Source organism: Carboxydocella sp. ULO1, assembly GCF_002049255.1.
In the GTDB taxonomy this organism is placed as follows: domain Bacteria; phylum Bacillota.
In genome coordinates this window covers 1-18,018 of record NZ_BDLQ01000034.1, presented here as the reverse complement: position 1 = coordinate 18,018, position 18,018 = coordinate 1, and the positions used below count along the sequence as shown (strand labels likewise).

Here is an 18,018-nt window from a genome sequence, read left to right as displayed (position 1 = left end):
GGTTGAAGCACAGTGAAAGAAATCAAGGGCCGGGTCCATTTTATCGGTATCGGTGGTTCAGGGATGAGCGGCCTGGCGGAACTGCTGCTGGGCCGTGGCCATCAGGTGAGCGGTTCGGATGTGAAGGCCAGCCAGGTAACAGCCAAATTGGAGCGAATGGGTGCCCGGGTCAGTATCGGTCATCGGGCGGAACTGGTGGAGGGGGCAGAACTGGTGGTGGTTTCTACCGCTATCAGGCCGGAAAACCCCGAGCTGGTGCGGGCTCAGCTATTAGGTCTGCCTATCTGGCATCGCTCCGATTTGCTGGCCTGGTTTATGCAGCAACAGGAAGGAATTGGCATTGCCGGGGCTCATGGCAAGACCACTACCACCGGCATGGTAGCCACCATGTTGTTACAGGCCGGGCTGGATCCCACGGTGGTGGTAGGTGGGACCTTCCGCACCATCGGCGGCAATGCCCGTCTGGGTCAGGGCCGTTATCTGGTAGCCGAGGCGGATGAAAGCGATGGTTCCTTCCTCAAACTGCCCATCAAGTACGGCGTGGTAACCAATATCGAGGCAGACCACCTGGACTATTACGGGGATTTGAGCAAAATCATCACCGCTTTTCGCACCTATCTGAACCGTTTGCCTGGCGATGGCCTGGCAGTCCTGGGCATCGACAATCCCCTCACCGCCAGCCTGGCGGCTGAACATAAGGGGCCTAAACTGACTTACGGTTTTGCTGCTACTGCTGATTACCGGGTAGAGGAGCCGGTGCGGGAAGGAGCCTGGCAGGTGGCGACCGTCTACGAGGGTGGGCAAAAACTGGGGCAGTTGCGCCTGGCTGTTCCCGGGCGCCATAATGCAGTCAATGCCCTGGCGGCAGTAGCCCTGGGCCGGCATTTTGGCCTGGCTTTTCCGGCGATCGCTGATGGGTTGGCTCAGTTCCAGGGTGTAATGCGTCGGTTTGAAACCCTGGGCCGGCATCTGGGTATCTGGGTGGTGGATGATTATGCCCATCATCCCACCGAAGTGCAGGCTACCCTGAAAGCGGCACGTCAGGCTGGACCCCGGCGGCTGGTGGCCTGTTTCCAGCCCCACCGCTACACCCGGACCAAATTTTTGGGGGAGGAATTCGCCCAATCTTTCGCTGAGGCTGACCTGGTGTTACTGACAGACATTTATAGTGCGGGGGAAGACCCCATCCCGGGGGTAAGCACAGAAGTGATAATTGCCGCTATGCCTGCCGAGGTGCGGGCCCGGACCCTGTATTGTCCCACTTTGCCTCAATTAAAGGAGAAGCTGTTGCAAATTCTTCAGCCCGGTGATCTGGTCTTGACCATGGGAGCGGGTAATATCCGGCAGGTGGGAGAAGAGCTGGCACAAATTTTACTGGAAGCAGAGAAAGAGGGGCGGCAGCTGTGGACAGAAGTAGCTTCCGGCTAGAAGGAGATTTCGGGGAAATCCGCTGGCAGGAGCCGCTCAGCCGCCATACCACCTGGAAGCTGGGAGGACCAGCCCGGGCCCTGGTCCTGCCGGAAAGGCCGGATCAGGTGGCGGCTTTGCTTCGTTATTGCCAGGAGAAGCAAATTCCGCTGCTGGTGCTGGGCAATGGCTCCAATCTGCTGGTCAGGGATAGCGGCTGGCCGGGAGTTGCCCTCAAACTGAGCAAACTGCAGCAGCTGGAACTGAGCGGGGAAAAAATCAGGGCCCAGGCAGGGGTATTGTTGCCGGTACTGGCCCGGAAAACCATGGCGGCCGGTCTGGCCGGACTGGAATGGGCCGGGGGCATACCGGCCACTGTGGGCGGGGCTGTACTGATGAATGCCGGCGCCCATGGCGGCCAGATGGCCGAGGTGGTGGAGAAGGTCACCATCCTGAACTGGCAGGGAGAAAAGGAAGTCTGGTCCAGCCAGGAACTGGATTATGGCTACCGCAGCTCCCGGCTCAAGGCAGCGCGGCCAGGAGTGGTAATCGAAGCCAGTTTCCGTTTGACACCTGCTGACCCGGTTCAGTTACAGCAGCGGGCCCAGGAACTGCTGGCCTGGCGGCAACAGCATCAGCCCCTGAACTTACCCAGCTGTGGCAGTGTGTTCAAAAATCCCCCCGGGGGGAGTGCCGGTCGGCTGATTGAAAGCGCCGGTTGCAAAGGCTGGCAGGAAGGCCAAATCCAGGTCTCCCCGGTGCATGCCAATTTTTTTGTCAATTTAGGAGGAGGTACGGCAAGCGAGGCCTTGCGCCTGATGGAGCGGGTTCAGGCGAGGGTGGCCCAGGTCCACGGCATCAAGCTGGAACCGGAAGTGCAGATTGTGGGGTGACAGCATGGCTAATCAGGCTAAACTGGAAATTGTGGGTGGGCGCCCATTGCAAGGTACCATCACTGTCAGTGCTGCCAAGAATGCGGCTTTGCCGCTGCTAGCAGCAGCATTGCTTACCGAAGAAGAAGTGGTGTTTGACAATCTGCCCCGCATCAAAGATGTGGAGGCAATGCTGGAAGTAATCCAGCAGGTGGGAGGGACGATCAGGGAGCTGGAGGACGGACGGTGGGCAATCAGTGGCCGGAATCTGGATGCCAGCCGGGAAGTGCCCAATGAACTGGTGCGCAAAATCCGGGCCTCCAACCTTCTACTGGGTCCATTGCTAGCGCGTTGCGGCATGGCTCATCTATCCATGCCCGGCGGTTGCAGTATCGGGTCACGGCAGATGGATCAGCATATCAAGGGATTTCGGGCCCTGGGCTGCCAGGATATAGCTATTTCGGGAGGATATATCAAAGCCCATGGCCCGCTGCCCTTGCAGGGAACGGTTATTCACCTGGATGTGGCCAGTGTGGGTGCGACGGAAAACATTATGATGGCGGCTACCCTGGCGGCCGGTACCACGGTAATCCGCAATGCTGCCAAGGAACCGGAAATCGTGGATTTGCAGAATTTGCTCAACAAAATGGGAGCTCACATCCGCGGTGCCGGGACAGATGTAATCAAGATTGAGGGAGTAAAAAAACTGAAGGGAACCAGTCACAGTATTATTCCTGATCGCATTGAAGCGGGAACCCATCTGGTGGCGGGAGTGATTACCAACGGCCAGTTAACGGTGAAAAACATTATACCCGAGCACGTGGAAGCGGTGACCGCCAAACTGATGGAAATGGGGGTTAAGCTGGAAATCGGGGATGATTATATTACCGTTTTCCCGCACGACTGGCAGTTGAAGGCGGTGGATATTCGCACCCAGCCCTATCCCGGCTTTCCCACTGATATGCAGGCCCAGTTTATGGCTCTCTTGACCCTGGTCCCTGGCATCAGTTTGATTACAGAAAATATTTTTGAAGCCCGCTTTAATCAAGTACCGGAGCTCAACCGGCTGGGCGCCAGTATCAAAACGGAAAATGGCACGGCCTTTATTAAAGGAGTAGCCAAGCTGACCGGGGCAGAAGTGAGTGCTACCGACCTGAGAGCAGCTGCCGCCCTGGCTCTGGCCGGGCTGGCAGCAGAAGGAAAGACCATTGTGGAAAATATTCAGCACCTGGAGCGGGGTTATGAGGCCTTCGTAGAGAAGTATTGTCAGGTAGGGGCGCAGATGCGCCGGATTACAGGCAGCTAAGGCTGCTTTTTTTGGTTTTTTCCTGGACAGGCCCTCTCGCCGCAGACATTAAAATGCAGTATAATAAAAAAGAACCGGGGAGGTGAGAGGCTTGCAGCGGAAGGTGGCTCGTTATGGTCGGCCCAGGCGGCGCTGGCGCCTGTGGCAGAGTTTGTTTTTTCTGGCTTTGCTGGTGACAGCTTTTTATGTTTTTTTGCAATCATCTTTGTTTAATATTAACAGTATTGTTGTGCAGGGGAATAATGTCCTGGAGCAGGATTCCCTGCGCAAGATGAGTGGGATCAACCCCGGCGAAAATATCTTCAAGGTCAATACCGGGGAAGCGGCGCGTAAACTGGCCATGCACCCCCTGTTAAAGGGAGTGGAGGTAAAACGGGACTTACCCTCCCGGATTATCATTGCCGTCCAGGAACGCCAGGGTCTGGGGCTGGTGCCTTACCAGGGGCGCTTCTGGCTGATCGATGAAGAGGGGGTATTACTGCAGGCAGTGGATTCCCTCCAGGAAAAAAATTTGCCTCTTTTGACCGGTATCCAGCTAAAACAGCCTCACCCGGGACTGAAGCTAAACCAGCCGGGAATCAGCAGTGGCCTGGCGCTGCTCAAGATTTTGCCCCGGGAATTGTACCTCTCAACATCGGAAATCGATGTGCGGGATGAAAACAATCTGAAACTGTATACGGTGGATGGCATTGAAGTACGGCTGGGCGACGGAGAGAGAGGGCAACAGAAGATAAATCTCTTTTTGCAGGTATGGAAAGAGGTAAAAGATAAAAAACTATTGTATGTGGATGTTAGCCATCAGGGCTATCCCACCTATAAGACGGTGGAATAAAGGAGGACAGGAAAATGTGGTTGCCCATCCTGGGTCTGATTATAGGATTAGTGATCGGTTTAAGTTCTCCCCTGGCTTTGCCGGTAACCTATGCCCGTTATCTGTCAGTGGCAGTGCTGGCTGCCCTTGATTCCGTTTTTGGCGGTATCCGCGCAGGCATGGAAGGGAAATTTGATACTAAAATCTTTATCAGTGGCTTTTTTACCAATACCCTGATGGCCGGTTTGCTGGCCTACCTGGGGGAAAGGCTGGGGGTTGACCTCTACATGGCGGCAATTTTTGCCTTCGGGGTACGCCTGTTCCAGAACCTGGCCATAATCCGCCGTTATCTCATAAAAAATTAGAAAAAAACCCTATTAAAAAAAAGGAAAACCGCCTTCCGCGTTGAATCTTATTACAGGGACTTTTTAAGGGAGGTTAGGTAAATGCTGGAATTCGATCTGGACTTGAATCAGTTCTGCAACATAAAAGTAATCGGCGTGGGTGGCGGTGGAAATAACGCTGTTAACCGCATGATAGCCTCCGGCCTCAAAGGTGTGGAGTTTATAGCTGTGAATACGGATGCACAGGCCTTGTATCTTTCCCAGGCCAGTCACAAAATCCAGATTGGCGCCAAGCTGACCAAGGGTCTGGGTGCCGGGGCCAATCCCGATATCGGGGAGAGAGCGGCAGAAGAAAGCCGGGATGCCCTGGTGGAAGCCCTCAAGGGGGCAGATATGGTCTTTGTTACTGCCGGCATGGGCGGTGGCACCGGTACCGGAGCTGCGCCGGTAGTGGCTGAGGTGGCCAAGGAGCTGGGCGCTCTGACTGTGGGGGTAGTGACCAAGCCCTTCAGCTTTGAGGGCCGCAAGCGCATGACCCAGGCAGAACGGGGGGTGGCCAACCTCAAGGCCCGGGTGGATACTCTGATCACCATCCCCAATGACCGTTTGCTGCAAATCGCTGACAAGAACACTTCCTTCATTGATGCCTTCCGCCTGGCCGATGATGTGTTGCGGCAAGGGGTCCAGGGCATCACCGACGTGATTGCTGTGCCCGGCTTAATCAACCTGGATTTTGCGGATGTGAAAACCATCATGTTCGAAACCGGTTCAGCCCTGATGGGGATCGGCACCGCTACCGGGGAAAAGCGGGCAGCGGAAGCGGCCCGGATGGCTATTTCCAGCCCCTTGCTGGAAACCTCCATTGATGGCGCTAAAGGGGTGCTGATCAATATCACCGGGGACAGCAAGCTGGGCATTCTGGAAGTCTATGAAGCGGCAGAAACCATCACCAATGCCGCTGATCCTGATGCCAATATCATCTTCGGTGCCGTTATCGATGATAACCTCAAGGATGAAGTACGGGTAACCGTGATCGCCACTGGCTTTGATCAGGTTACAGAGCGGGTCAGCCAGGGCAGCAATCCCTTCCAGCGGCCTGGTCAGCAGGACAAGCTTTATGGCCGTACCGTGGCACCCAGTGATGACAATATTGTCATCCCGCCTTTCCTGCGCAACCGCCGCTAAACTTACCAGGATTTCGACAAACTCCTGTCTGGATTAGACAGGAGTTTTCTTTTTTGCCTGCCCGATTTAGACAAATTTCTGACCTGCTTCTGTTGTATAATCAGGATGGAACGGGAGGTGCAGCCGATGGGCACCCTCTACGCTGAGGATATTTTCCTGCTTAACCTCAGTCTTAACTGGCTGATTATCTGGCTGTGTGGACGGCTTTACCGCCCCTATCCGGCTCGCTGGCGGGCCTGGCTGGGGGCGGGGCTGGGGGCCCTGGCCAGTTTAGCTTATGCCTTCTTCAGTCAGTCACCCTGGCTGGTAGTCCTGGAGAAGTTTGGGCTCTCCCTGCTCATGGTAACGGTGGTCTGGTATCCCTGGTCTTCCTGGCGGCAGTTGCTGGGACAGTTGATCCATTTTTATCTGGTCTCCTTTGCCCTGGGGGGCGGGGTACTGGGCCTGCTTTTCTGGGCAGAAAGGCAGGGGACGGCCTTTACAGACCGTTTGTGGCCGATATTCAGCGCCCTGGCCTGGGCCTTACCCCTGATGGCGGTGCTGGGCTGGCTCTGGGGCCTTTGCCAGCCTTTGCTCACTTTGCGTCAGGCTGCCCGGCGGGCCTATCAGCGGCTGGTGCGGGTGGCGGTGGGAGAGCAGGTGGTGGCCTGTCAGGGCTGGCTGGACAGCGGCAATCACCTGGTGGAGCCATTAAGCGGCTGGCCGGTGCTGGTGGTGGAAAAAGAGGCAGTCAAGCAGCTTTTGCCTGAGCGCCTGGACCAGCCCGGCTGGGAAACCCGCTGGCGCTGGGTGCCTTTTCAGGGCCTGGGGCACCAGCAGGGCCTTTTGCCGGCTTTTAAACCCGACTGGGTGGAAATAGAAAGCGCAGACAGGACGGTGCGCAGTCAGCGTTTGCTGGTAGCGATTTATGAAGGGAGTCTGGGCGAGCACTATCAAGCTTTATTACCAGAGAGAATAGAGGAGGGGATTTAGCGTGAGCTGGTGGCGCAAACTGAAATGGAGATTGTATTTATGGATTTTACCCTGGTTAAAACGCCTGGGCTTGTTGCGGCCCGTCCATTATATCGGCAGCAGTGAAACTCTACCGCCGCCTTTAGCCCCTGAAGAAGAAGCCTATTTGATTGAACGCCTGGAGGCAGGAGACCAATCCGTCAAGGAGATTTTGATTGAACGCAATTTGCGCCTGGTAGTCTATATTGCCCGCAAGTTTGAAAATACCGGAATTGGTATTGAGGACCTGGTTTCCATTGGCAATATCGGCTTGATCAAGGCGGTCAATACCTTTGTGCCGGAAAAGAAAATCAAGCTGGCTACCTATGCTTCCCGCTGCATTGAAAACGAAATCCTGATGTATCTGCGCCGCAACAATAAAACCCGGATTGAGGTTTCCTTTGATGAACCCCTGAATGTGGACTGGGATGGCAATGAATTATTGCTTTCCGATGTACTGGGTACGGAAAATGACAGTATTTATAAGCAGCTGGAAGATGAGGTGGACCGCCGCCTCTTGCAGCTGGCTCTGGAGAAGCTCAGCGGACGGGAGCGCAAAATCATGGAACTGCGTTTTGGTCTGGAAAACGGGCGGGAAATGACCCAGAAGGAAGTGGCTGATCTGCTGGGGATATCCCAGTCCTACATTTCCCGGCTGGAAAAGAAGATTATCAAGAAGATGAAACGGGAAATTTGCCGGATGGAGTGACAGAGAAATTTATCTATGAGACATGACCTTCCTGCTCAGGCGGGAGGTTTTTTTTATTGCCAGATATTCTGACACTTTACTTCACTAATACAACAGACCAAAATCAGACAAACTAAGCGAGAACAAAGAATGAGAGGAGGGAGTTCATGGCTGACCATCCCAAATTGAGTGTGGATATCCTCACCCCTGATGCGGTTACCGAGAAGGCGGAGAGTATCGGGGTGAAAAAAGCCAAAAACAGCCTGCGCAGTACGGTGATGCTGGGGATTCTGGCCGGAGCCTTTATCGCTCTGGCCGGGGAATTTTATACCATGGCGGTGTTTCAGGCAGAAACAGGATATAGTATTTCCCGGTTACTGGGCGGTCTGGCCTTTTCCCTGGGCCTGATTCTGGTGGTGATCACGGGAGCGGAGCTGTTCACCGGTAATACCCTCCTGGTCATCGCCTATATGACCCGCAAAATCACCCTCAGGGACCTGTTGCGCAACTGGGTGCTGGTCTATATCGGCAATTTCATCGGTGCCTTTGGGGTAGCTCTGCTGGTATATTATTCCCAGCAATATGCGGTGAAGGACCATTTCTTTGCGGTGGAGTCCCTGAAAATCGCCTTTGGCAAGCTGAAATATGATTTTCTCACCCAGGTGATCCGGGGTACCCTGGCCAATATGCTGGTGGTTCTGGCCGTCTGGTTGACCTATGCGGGCCGCACCCTGTCCGACAAACTGCTGGCCATCATCTTTCCCATTACCGCCTTTGTCGCCTCCGGCTTTGAACACAGTATCGCCAATATGTATTTCCTGCCTTTTGCCTGGCTGGTCAAACATGTACCGGCGGTACAATCTGCCTGGCAGGCGGCCGGGGCCCCGGGGGACCTGGCCAGCTTGACCTGGGCAACGATGTTCTGGAAAAACATTTTTCCGGTCACCATTGGGAATATTATTGGCGGAGCCGTTTTTGTCGGACTGGCCTACTGGTTTGTTTATCTGTACAAGCGAGTATAGTCGAGGAGGGAGCGAGTTTGGCAATACCGATCCCACAGGAAGACATCTCCAGGCTGATCGAAAAATACCGGGGCAGTGATGGGGGGCTAATCCCCCTTTTGCAGGAAGCTCAGGATCAGGTGGGGTATTTGCCCCGGGAGGTGCTGGAACAAATAGCGGCAGGGCTGGGCCTGTCCCTGGCCAAGGTGCTGGGGGTAGCGACCTTTTACTCTCAGTTTCATCTGGAACCCCGGGGCAAAAATATCATTCGCATTTGTATGGGCACGGCCTGCCATGTGCGGGGGGCACCGGCGGTGCTGGCGGCCCTGGAAAAGGAGCTGGGCATTAAACCGGGAGAAACCACGCCGGATTTGCAATTCACCCTGGAGTCAGTGGCCTGTATTGGGGCCTGTGGCCTGGCCCCGGTTATCACTGTCAATGATGATACCCACGGTAAGATGACTCCGGAAAAAGTAACGGAAGTGCTGGCCCAATACCGGCAACAGGAGGGAATGGAGCAGTGAAGAAAACCATTTTGATCTGTGGCGGAACGGGATGCGTTTCCTCCCGTTCCCGGCCGCTGTTTGCGGCTCTGGAACGGGAACTCAGCACCCGGGGGCTGGCGGATAAGTTTCAGTTGAAATTCACGGGCTGTCACGGCTTTTGCGAACAGGGCCCCCTGGTTTTAATCGAACCCGATGATATTTTCTATTGCCAGGTCAAGCCCCAGCAGGCGCCAGACTTAGCAGCTGCCCTGCAGGCAGGGCGGGTGGCTGAAGAGTTACTTTATACCGTACCGGAAACGGGGCAGAAGGTAAAAACCCGCCATGAGGTACCTTTTTACCAGAAGCAGCAACGGAGGGTGCTGGCCCGCTGTGGGCTGATCGATCCGGAAAATATCGAAGATTATCTGGCCAGTGGGGGTTACCAGGCTCTGGCTAAAGCTCTTACTATGGCCCCCGAAGAGGTAATTGCCGAAATCAAAGCTTCTGGCCTCAGAGGCCGGGGTGGGGGCGGTTTTCCTACCGGAACCAAGTGGGAGATTACCCGGAATGCTCCTGGCACCAAAAAATATGTGGTTTGCAATGCTGATGAAGGAGACCCAGGGGCCTTTATGGACCGCAGCATCTGTGAAGGGGACCCTCATGCTGTTATTGAAGGCATGTTGATTGCCGGTTATGCCATTGGGGCTGACGAGGGGTACATATATATCCGGGCCGAATATCCCCTGGCTGTCAAACGTCTGGGGATTGCCCTGCAACAGGCTGAAGCTAAAGGTTATCTGGGGGAAAATATCCTGGGCAAAGGTTTCAATTTCCGCATTAAAATCAAACAGGGTGCCGGTGCCTTTGTTTGTGGGGAAGAAACAGCCCTGATTGAATCCATCCAGGGCAATCGGGGTATGCCCCGGCCCCGTCCGCCCTTTCCCGCCGTGAGCGGTCTCTGGGGCAAACCCACCAATGTCAATAATGTGGAGACATTTGCCAATGTCCCCTTGATTATCAACCAGGGAGCGGCCCGCTATGCTGCCATTGGCACAGAAAAAAGCAAGGGCACCAAAGTTTTTGCCCTCACCGGCAAGGTTAACAATACTGGTCTGGTGGAGGTGCCCATGGGCATTACCCTGCGGGAAATCATCTTCGATATTGGTGGTGGCATCCGCGGTGGCAAGAAATTCAAAGCCGTACAAATCGGAGGGCCTTCCGGCGGATGTCTGACCGAAGAACATCTGGACCTGCCTATTGATTATGATTCTTTACTGGCGGCCGGGGCGATGATGGGCTCCGGCGGTCTGGTAGTGATGGATGAAACCACCTGCATGGTGGAACTGGCCCGTTTCTTCCTTTCCTTTACCAGAATGGAGTCCTGTGGCAAATGCACACCCTGCCGGGAAGGGACCACCCGTTTGCTGGAAATCCTGCAGCGACTGGTGGAAGGCAAAGGACAGGAAGGGGATCTGGAGCGGATCGAAAGCTTAAGCCGCAACATTATCGATTCCTCCCTCTGCGGGCTAGGACAATCGGCACCCAATCCCGTCCTCAGCACTCTCCGCTATTTCCGGGAGGAATATGAACTGCATGTGCGCCGGCAGGATTGTCCGGCCGGAGTCTGTAAGCCCCTGGTGCGCATGCGGCAACGGGCCGCCAAATTACAGGCCCAGGCTTAAGGAGGTGAAGCCATGAATCAGATACGTCTGAAAATCAATGGCCAGGAATATACGGTACCGAAAGAATGGACCATACTCAAGGCAGCCCAGAACAATGGCATTTTTATCCCCACTCTCTGCTATGAAGAGGGGTTGCCTATTTTCGGCGGTTGCCGCCTTTGTGTGGTGGAAGTAAAAGGGGCCCGCAAACTGCTGGCCGCCTGCGCCACTCCGGTAGAAGAAGGGATGGAAATTCAAACCGAATCGGAGCGGGTAGTAGAGGCGCGCCGGGAAATTCTGCGTCTGCTCATTGCCAACCATGATTTGCGCTGTCTGACCTGTCCCCGCAATGGTGACTGCCGATTGCAGGATTACTGTTATCGCTATCAGGTGGAGGATACTCCCTATAAGGACGGGGAAAAACAGGTCTTTCCTATTGATGACACCAATCCCTTTTTCATCCGCGATTATGGTCGCTGTATTAAATGCGGCAAATGCGTTGCCATCTGCGCTGAGGTCAATGGTGCCCATGTCTATGATTTCATGGGCCGGGGCATTCAGACCAAGGTTACATCTGCCTATGATGACCCATTACAGGAAACCACCTGCACTGCCTGTGGCATGTGTGTCAATGTCTGTCCGGTAGCGGCTCTGGTGGAAAAATCCTCCCTCTGGCAGGGTCGGCACTGGGAAATCCGCAAAGTTAAGACTACCTGTTCCTATTGTGGAGTCGGTTGCCAGTTATTTTTGAAAGTCAGGGATAACCGGATTGTGGGAGTAACAGGGGACAAAGCCGGGCCCAACCAGGGCCATCTCTGCGCTAAAGGCCAGTTTGGCTGGGATTATGTCCACTCACCAGACCGCCTGACGCGGCCTTTGCTGCGCAAAAACGGGGAACTGGTACCGGTAAGCTGGGAGGAAGCCCTGGACTATGCTGCCAGCCGATTGCGGGACATTTTGCAGCGGCGGGGCGGCCAGGCCATCGCCGGGCTGGCTTCAGCTAAATGTACCAATGAGGAAAATTACCTTTTCCAGAAACTGATGCGGGCAGTGCTAAAAACCAACCATATTGATCATTGCGCCCGCCTTTGACACAGCTCTACCGTTGCCGGTCTGGCAACAGCATTTGGCAGTGGCGCTATGACCAACTCCATACATGACTTACTGGAAACCCAGGTTATGCTTTTGATCGGGGCCAACACCACTGAGGCCCATCCCGTTACCGGTTACCGCATCAAGCAGGCAGTGAAGCGGGGGGCCAAATTGATTGTGGCCGACCCGCGGCGCATCGAGCTGGTCCGCTATGCTGACCTCTGGCTCAGACACCGGCCCGGTACGGATATCGCCCTGCTTAACGGCCTGGCGCATGTAATATTGCAGGAAAACCTCTGGGATCAGGCCTTTGTAGCTGAGCGCAGTGAAGGCTTTGAGGAATTCCGGCGCAAAGTGGAGGAATATCCGCTGGAACGGGTAGAGAAAATCACCGGCGTGCCGGCGGAACAAATCAGGGCTGCTGCCCGCCTTTATGGCCAGGCGGAACGGGCCTGCATCATCTATGCCATGGGCATCACCCAGCATACTTCCGGTACCCAGAATGTACTGGCTGTCGCCAACCTGGCCATCCTCACCGGCAATGTGGGCCGGCCCGGCACCGGGGTTTATCCCTTGCGGGGGCAAAACAATGTTCAGGGTGCCTGCGACATGGGAGCCCTGCCCAACTACTATCCCGGTTACCAGCTGGTGGAAGCGGAGGAAAACCGGCAGAAGTTTGAAACCATCTGGCGCACTGAGCTGCCGTCTACTCCGGGCCTGACCCTGACAGAGATGATGAATGCCGCTGCAAGGGGCGAGATTGCAGCCATGTATATCATGGGTGAGAACCCCATGCTGGCTGACCCTGATGTCAACCATGTACGCAAGGCCATGGAAAACCTGGAGTTTTTGCTGGTGCAGGATATTTTCCTGACGGAAACGGCCCGGCTGGCTCATGTGGTTTTGCCTGCCGTCACCTTCGCCGAAAAAGAAGGGACCTTTACCAATACCGAACGGCGCATCCAGCGGGTGCACCAGGCCATTAATCCTCCCGGGGAAGCCCGGCCGGACTGGCAGATTATCCTGGAGCTGGCCCGGCGGCTGGGCCATGACTGGCATTATCCCAGGGGCCCGGAGCAGATTATGGAGGAAATCGCCCTGGTCAATCCCCTCTATGGCGGTATCACCTATGCCCGCCTGGAGGAAGGCGGCATCCAGTGGCCCTGTCCTACTCCCGGCCATCCCGGCACTCCTTACTTGCATGCGGAAAAATTCGCCCGCGGCAAAGGCCGCTTCCATGCCGTTGAGCATATTCCGGCCGCAGAGGAACCCGATGCTGAGTATCCGCTTCTGCTCAATACCGGCCGCAATCTCTACCAGTTCCATACCGGTTCCATGACCCGGCGTACCCGGCTGGATCTGATCCGGCCTGAGGAGCTGATGCAGATTCATCCACAGGATGCAGACCGTTTTGGCATCAAGGATGGAGACCGGGTGGAAGTGACTTCCCGGCGCGGTAGGGTGGAAACCCGGGTGCAGGTAACCGATCTGGTGCCACCGGGCATGGTATTTCTCACTTTCCACTATCAGGAGACGCCAACCAATGTCCTGACCAATGCAGCTTTTGATCCGGTCTGCAAGATTCCGGAGTTGAAAATCAGTGCGGTGAAGATAAGGAAATTGTAAGGCTCATAAACAACAGGTTCATCTGAGTCTGATCGCCACCGGAAGCTATAATCTGGTCGGCGTATTTTTTTAATCGCACTCACAGCAAAGGCAAAGAGACCGCCGCTGGCCGAAATGGTGCCGAAAATAATGGACATAATGCCGACAAAACCTGCCCACCTATCCATCTTATTGCTAAATTTTAGCTACAGGTATATAATTTTTCTACAGAATGGAGGGAAGCTGTTATGGAAAGAACGAGAACGCCCTGGGAAAGATGTGTAGAGTTTCACGGCCATGAATGTCCTGGTCTGGCAGTGGGCTACCGGGTAGCGCAAATCGCCCTTAAAGAGCTGGGGGTAGAGCGAGCTCAGGATGAGGAGCTGGTAGCGATTGTGGAAAATGATGCCTGTGGGGTGGATGCTATTCAGGTATTAACGGGCTGTACGCTAGGTAAAGGAAATTTGCTTTACCGGGATTATGGCAAACAGGTTTATACTATAGGGAATAGGAAAAACAGGGAAGCAATCAGAATAGTGGTAAAGAGCGTCGGCTGGCGACAGGAACTGGAAAAGCTGGGGCTTGACCGGGAGGGAAGAATCCGGTTTATACTGGAGCTACAGGAAGATGATTTTTGTACTGTGCAAAAAATTCCACTGGAATTTCCGGAGCGGGCCCGAATCTATAAGTCCTGGACCTGTGCGGAGTGCGGGGAATCAGTGATGGAAGCCCGACTCAGGGTAAAAGATGGTCAGTTTGTCTGCATTCCCTGTGCCGGGGAGTATAATCGTGGCTGGTAAATTTGTATAGTACATGACAGGGAGAAGGCAAAAATTTGCCCTCCCTAATTTTTGTGCGCCCGGCATGGACGTTGTCTATAGGGTGAAAATCCCGAACGGCGAAGGTAGCAGTAGCCGTAGCTTAAGACAGGGTGTCCTCCGTGAGTTGGAATCTGAAGCAGTATTGACGTCAAACTGGTGAAGGGCCGAACACGAACCCTGGGCCTACCGGAGCGAGTAGTCCATATAATGTATAATGGCTAATGCCCGTAAAGGCTACTGGCGTATGTCTCGACAATTAAATAACGCCCTGAACAATGCCTACTGGCATAGTCAGGGCTTGAAGAGTTTAACTGAACGTTATCATCGCATTCGTCAAGCTTGGTGAACCGCCGTATACCGAACGGTACATACGGTGGTGTGAGAGGACGGGGGTTAATCACCCCTTTCTACTCGATTGATTTTTATATTACTGCTAGAATGAATTGGGGCTCATCATGTTCATTGAGGCAACACCGGCAAATATTCCGAAGAAAATCGCCAGGGCTATCATAATCAAATTGATAATGATTAATACTCCTTGAATTTTAAAGTAAGTATTAAGGTTCATAAACAACATGTTCAACTGAGTGGAATCGCCACCGGAAGCGATGATCTGGTCGGCATATTTTTTTGCACCGCGCAGTTTCAGTCCCAGTATTATCGTAATAATTCCAGGAATTGCACCTACGATAAAAGCAAAGAGACCAGCAATAGCTGAAATAACGCCGAAAATAACAGTCATTATACCTACAAAACCTACCCACCTGCTGTGTTGAGATAAAATTTCCCTGTCAACCAAAATATCACCCCATTTACATTTTTTATAATCAGATATATTCTCCCTTTGTTGACAAATTCCTCTTAAGTTCGCCAAAAATGGAAGAAAAATATAGGCCAGGACTGGTAGTACTTGCATTTCCACTGAAACTGTGTTATGATAAACAAAAACATAGCAGGAATGAGTGGTTCCGTATAAACGGAACTGAAAAGGGAAGTCAGTGCGAATCTGACGCGGTCCCGCCACTGTGAAAGGGAGCGACCTCAATTTAGCCACTGGGTTAATCCGGGAAGGCTGAGGGAGCGATGATCTTAAGCCAGGAGACCTGCTCATTCCGTTGGTGACCTGAGCCTGCGCGGACAGGCAGGGGGAGTAAAGGCTTATTTCTGTGGGCCAATAGTCCTCTGCTTGTAAAGGCAGAGGATTTTATTTTTGCTATCCCATTATCGTCTACCCAGGCGATGTTATTATAGAGGGCGGAGTTGATCCGCCTTTTTCTTTTTTTGCTAATTAGACAGCAAAAAATTAGAAGCGCGACATTATTTTATAGTTTATAATTAACTCAAGCGATCTGGAGGTGATAAAATGGATAAGCTCACGCCCGCTCAGATGTGGCAAGCCTGTGTCAAGAGCATGCTCTACGGCTGGACGAGGTTAGGTGGAGCGCCGAGACCCACAGTAGAACAATGGAAATATGCGGTGATTGCCGGCTCGCTTTTGCTTCTGGGCGGTAATGGCGGCGTGGTGTGGGGGGAACAGCAGGTGCCTTCCGGTATGCTGCCTTGATTATCGCTACTGTACCCCTCTGGATGGCCTTAATAGCCTGGGCCACGGGGGCACGGCCACGGCCGCAGCCCCTGGAATGGCTGGGCTTGATCCTCGGTTTCACTGGGATCCTCTGGCTGATTTCGCCTTCACTGGCCAGTGTTTCGGGGGCGATTAACAGCTATTACTTAATTGTGGTGCTGGCGGCGATCTCCTGGGCCTGGGGCTCTATTTACTCCCGCAAGGCTAACTGGCCTGATTCGGCCTGGCTTGCCATTGGCATGCAAATGCTGGCCGGAGGGCTGGCCTGTCTGGGGGCAAGTATTTTGCTGGGAGAGGCGGGCCGGTTGGACCTGAATGAGGTTACGATGCAGTCCTGGCTGGCTTTTGGTTATCTGGTGCTGTTTGGTTCGCTAGTGGGTTATAGCGCCTACATCTGGTTGTTAAAAAATGCAGATCCCCTCTGGGTGTCAACCTATGCCTATGTCAATCCGGTGGTAGCAGTATTGCTGGGCTGGTTCTGGGCCGGTGAGGAGCTGAATAGCAGCAAGCTGACTGGGGCCGTATTGGTACTGGCAGCGGTTGTGCTAATCAGCATTGAGGGGAACCGAAAGAAGACTGTAAAAAGTGTGTAATTTGTGTAATTAATTTAGGGGGAGGACATGGTTCTGCCCCCCTTTTTTGTGTTATAATAATGTAAAGTTATGGAGACTATTTCATTTTGTTGAGGTGATTATTTTGAGTGATCCTTTTATTGAATATTCCGAGTCAATGGTAGCAACTGTTGCAAAATTATTTGCATTAGAAGGGTCAGCTAAAGAAGTAGCCATACTTGCACATGCGGTTTTAGAAGTTGTACAGACAAATTTTTTGACAATTGGAATGGCGGAACTTATTTTTATACTCTCTATCTGTATTTACCGTTAAACTTATACGTTCAAATAGTAGAAGAAAAAGAAAAAATCCAGGAAAGAATATATGAAAAGTTATTTTCAGTTGGAGTTCCATATAATAATCATTGTTTTGAAAAAGTTTTGATATACCCTCAGGCATCCAATGATTCAAATTGGCGTGATAAAGCAAAAGCTTGGCTGTCAGGAAAAAATATTACAAACCAAGGCAGAGTAAGATCAGATAATATCGCATCGAGAAACTGTGATGGTTTATTATTTAGATCTCAGCCAGAAATTAACTTTATTTTGTTATAATAAAGGATGGCATAATGTTAGTTGTTGAAATAGATGGAGATACAGTTCATCAAGAAACACCAGCTGAGGCACATGCAAGGACAACAATGTTATTGCACGAGGGTGTTTACTTTGAGAGGTTAAAAGCTAGCGAATGTGAAACGGAAGAAAAAGCTTTACAGAGCGCTAAGAAAATTATGAGTGTCTTGACGAAAATTAAATCTACCCGATAATGCTTCTTAATACTTCCAAACCGTACTAAAAATGGAGGCTCGGACATGACTAAATTGCAAGCCAGTTTGCTGGCACTTTTAGGCGGAGCCAGCTATGGCCTCTTGCCCGGTTTTGCCAAGCAGGCCTATGCCAGCGGTGTTGGCACTGGCCCCCTGACTATGACCCAGAATTTGATTGGAGCGATCCTGCTCTGGTTGATCGCTTTGATTGCAGCTAGAGGGCAAAGCAAACCTGACCGCAGGCAAATCCTACAATTGTTGCTAACCGGGGCCCTGCCGGGTCTAACCGGTGCTTTTTATTACTGGGCCCTGGCTATGTTGCCAGCCTCGCTGGGTATCATTCTGCTTTTTCAGTTTACCTGGATAGGGGTTGGATTGGAGTGGTTGTTAACTCGAGAAAAACCGGGCCCCAGTCGCTGGTTGGCCCTGTTTTTATTAGTACCTGGTACTGTGCTGGCGGCCGGGCTTGAGGGCGGGAGCAGCCCGCAATTCCACTGGCTGGGAGTAATGCTGGGTTTTTTATCAGCTCTAACTTATACTGGTTATCTGTCTGCCGCCGGACGGGTAGCAACCTCGGTTTCCCCCTGGGCCCGCAGCGCCTGGATTATTACAGGTGCAACCATAACTACATCGATTTTTTTTAGTTTGTTTCTGACAGGGGATGGAGGGGGAAAAGTGGGGGACCTGTTGTTGTATGGCGGGTTAATGGGCCTGTTTGGGGCTTTGCTGCCTACTGTTTGCTTTGCCTATGGAGTGCCGGTGATTGGCGGGGGACTGGCGGGAATAC

At 53.1% G+C, this 18,018-nt stretch carries 20 protein-coding genes and 1 riboswitch; of the genes, 19 read left to right on the top strand and 1 reads right to left on the bottom strand.

Annotation, left to right across the window (positions count from 1 at the left end):
* Positions 1-12 precede the first annotated feature (12 nt).
* The 14 genes from murC to ULO1_RS15300 all read left to right on the top strand — a co-directional run bounded on the left by murC (position 13) and on the right by ULO1_RS15300 (position 14,614).
* On the top strand, positions 13-1,428 hold the full coding sequence (gene murC, locus ULO1_RS07100) for a UDP-N-acetylmuramate--L-alanine ligase (protein WP_278308215.1): 1,416 nt from the start codon (positions 13-15) through the stop codon (positions 1,426-1,428).
* Entirely contained in the window at positions 1,404-2,300 is an 897-nt protein-coding gene (gene murB / locus ULO1_RS07095; protein ID WP_079933263.1) for a UDP-N-acetylmuramate dehydrogenase, read from the top strand. Before murC ends, murB begins: the two co-directional genes overlap by 25 nt.
* 4 nt (positions 2,301-2,304) lie before the next feature.
* On the top strand, positions 2,305-3,585 hold the full coding sequence (gene murA, locus ULO1_RS07090) for a UDP-N-acetylglucosamine 1-carboxyvinyltransferase (protein ID WP_079933262.1): 1,281 nt from the start codon (positions 2,305-2,307) through the stop codon (positions 3,583-3,585).
* Between the two features lie 91 nt (positions 3,586-3,676).
* A complete protein-coding gene (locus ULO1_RS07085) occupies positions 3,677-4,417 on the top strand; it encodes a cell division protein FtsQ/DivIB (RefSeq protein ID WP_159071907.1) in 741 nt (246 codons plus the stop codon).
* Positions 4,418-4,431: 14 nt separating this feature from the next.
* Positions 4,432-4,761, top strand: coding sequence for a small basic family protein (locus ULO1_RS07080; RefSeq protein WP_078664590.1), 330 nt, complete (start codon positions 4,432-4,434; stop codon positions 4,759-4,761).
* Between the two features lie 81 nt (positions 4,762-4,842).
* A complete protein-coding gene (ftsZ, locus tag ULO1_RS07075) occupies positions 4,843-5,925 on the top strand; it encodes a cell division protein FtsZ (protein ID WP_078664591.1) in 1,083 nt (360 codons plus the stop codon).
* 126 nt (positions 5,926-6,051) lie between these two features.
* Positions 6,052-6,897 carry a sigma-E processing peptidase SpoIIGA gene (locus ULO1_RS07070; protein WP_159071906.1) on the top strand — a complete coding sequence of 282 codons (846 nt, stop codon included), beginning with the start codon at positions 6,052-6,054 and terminating at the stop codon, positions 6,895-6,897.
* A 1-nt stretch (position 6,898) separates the two neighbouring features.
* Positions 6,899-7,624, top strand: a complete 726-nt coding sequence (gene sigE / locus ULO1_RS07065; protein ID WP_078664593.1) for an RNA polymerase sporulation sigma factor SigE — start codon at positions 6,899-6,901, stop codon at positions 7,622-7,624.
* Between the two features lie 146 nt (positions 7,625-7,770).
* Entirely contained in the window at positions 7,771-8,625 is an 855-nt protein-coding gene (locus ULO1_RS07060) for a formate/nitrite transporter family protein (protein ID WP_079907281.1), read from the top strand.
* Positions 8,626-8,642: 17 nt separating this feature from the next.
* Entirely contained in the window at positions 8,643-9,128 is a 486-nt protein-coding gene (nuoE, locus tag ULO1_RS07055; RefSeq protein WP_242946641.1) for an NADH-quinone oxidoreductase subunit NuoE, read from the top strand.
* Positions 9,125-10,771 carry an NADH-quinone oxidoreductase subunit NuoF gene (nuoF, locus tag ULO1_RS07050; protein WP_079933260.1) on the top strand — a complete coding sequence of 549 codons (1,647 nt, stop codon included), beginning with the start codon at positions 9,125-9,127 and terminating at the stop codon, positions 10,769-10,771. The genes nuoE and nuoF overlap by 4 nt, the downstream gene beginning before the upstream one ends.
* Before the next feature lie 12 nt (positions 10,772-10,783).
* A complete protein-coding gene (gene fdhF / locus ULO1_RS07045; RefSeq protein ID WP_079933259.1) occupies positions 10,784-13,468 on the top strand; it encodes a formate dehydrogenase subunit alpha in 2,685 nt (894 codons plus the stop codon).
* 227 nt (positions 13,469-13,695) lie between these two features.
* Positions 13,696-14,247, top strand: a complete 552-nt coding sequence (locus ULO1_RS07040; protein ID WP_079907289.1) for an FmdE family protein — start codon at positions 13,696-13,698, stop codon at positions 14,245-14,247.
* Positions 14,248-14,482: 235 nt separating this feature from the next.
* Positions 14,483-14,614: a hypothetical protein gene (locus ULO1_RS15300; protein WP_278308214.1), complete on the top strand. Its 132-nt coding sequence runs from the start codon at positions 14,483-14,485 to the stop codon at positions 14,612-14,614.
* Positions 14,615-14,701: 87 nt separating this feature from the next.
* Here ULO1_RS15300 and ULO1_RS07035 read toward each other — a convergent pair whose 3' ends face one another.
* Positions 14,702-15,067 carry a DUF5362 family protein gene (locus ULO1_RS07035; protein ID WP_079907294.1) on the bottom strand — a complete coding sequence of 122 codons (366 nt, stop codon included), beginning with the start codon at positions 15,065-15,067 and terminating at the stop codon, positions 14,702-14,704.
* 144 nt (positions 15,068-15,211) lie between these two features.
* A riboswitch (cobalamin riboswitch) is annotated at positions 15,212-15,394 on the top strand.
* Between the two features lie 237 nt (positions 15,395-15,631).
* Here ULO1_RS07035 and ULO1_RS07030 point away from each other — a divergent pair.
* The 5 genes from ULO1_RS07030 to ULO1_RS07015 form a co-directional block, all read left to right on the top strand.
* The gene (locus ULO1_RS07030) at positions 15,632-15,832 is read left to right on the top strand and encodes a hypothetical protein (RefSeq protein ID WP_079933258.1); all 201 of its coding nucleotides are present in this window, start codon (positions 15,632-15,634) and stop codon (positions 15,830-15,832) included.
* Positions 15,793-16,446, top strand: a complete 654-nt coding sequence (locus tag ULO1_RS07025) for an EamA family transporter (protein WP_143325425.1) — start codon at positions 15,793-15,795, stop codon at positions 16,444-16,446. The genes ULO1_RS07030 and ULO1_RS07025 overlap by 40 nt, the downstream gene beginning before the upstream one ends.
* A 103-nt stretch (positions 16,447-16,549) precedes the next feature.
* Positions 16,550-16,738: a hypothetical protein gene (locus tag ULO1_RS14930; RefSeq protein ID WP_200805663.1), complete on the top strand. Its 189-nt coding sequence runs from the start codon at positions 16,550-16,552 to the stop codon at positions 16,736-16,738.
* 295 nt (positions 16,739-17,033) lie between these two features.
* Positions 17,034-17,231, top strand: coding sequence for a hypothetical protein (locus ULO1_RS14925; protein WP_200803456.1), 198 nt, complete (start codon positions 17,034-17,036; stop codon positions 17,229-17,231).
* A 45-nt stretch (positions 17,232-17,276) separates the two neighbouring features.
* The coding region (locus tag ULO1_RS07015; protein WP_079933256.1) for a DMT family transporter at positions 17,277-18,018 on the top strand (742 nt) is incomplete at its 3' end.

Excerpts from the sequence above, each read along its gene's own strand:
- murA (WP_079933262.1), top strand. The coding sequence starts at position 2,305 with ATGGCTAATCAGGCTAAACTGGAAATTGTGGGTGGGCGCCCATTGCAA.
- ULO1_RS07080 (WP_078664590.1), top strand. The coding sequence starts at position 4,432 with ATGTGGTTGCCCATCCTGGGTCTGATTATAGGATTAGTGATCGGTTTA.
- ftsZ (WP_078664591.1), top strand. The coding sequence starts at position 4,843 with ATGCTGGAATTCGATCTGGACTTGAATCAGTTCTGCAACATAAAAGTA.
- ULO1_RS07070 (WP_159071906.1), top strand. The coding sequence starts at position 6,052 with ATGGGCACCCTCTACGCTGAGGATATTTTCCTGCTTAACCTCAGTCTT.
- ULO1_RS07060 (WP_079907281.1), top strand. The coding sequence starts at position 7,771 with ATGGCTGACCATCCCAAATTGAGTGTGGATATCCTCACCCCTGATGCG.
- ULO1_RS07040 (WP_079907289.1), top strand. The coding sequence starts at position 13,696 with ATGGAAAGAACGAGAACGCCCTGGGAAAGATGTGTAGAGTTTCACGGC.
- ULO1_RS15300 (WP_278308214.1), top strand. The coding sequence starts at position 14,483 with ATGGCTAATGCCCGTAAAGGCTACTGGCGTATGTCTCGACAATTAAAT.
- ULO1_RS07030 (WP_079933258.1), top strand. The coding sequence starts at position 15,632 with ATGGATAAGCTCACGCCCGCTCAGATGTGGCAAGCCTGTGTCAAGAGC.
- ULO1_RS14925 (WP_200803456.1), top strand. The coding sequence starts at position 17,034 with ATGTTAGTTGTTGAAATAGATGGAGATACAGTTCATCAAGAAACACCA.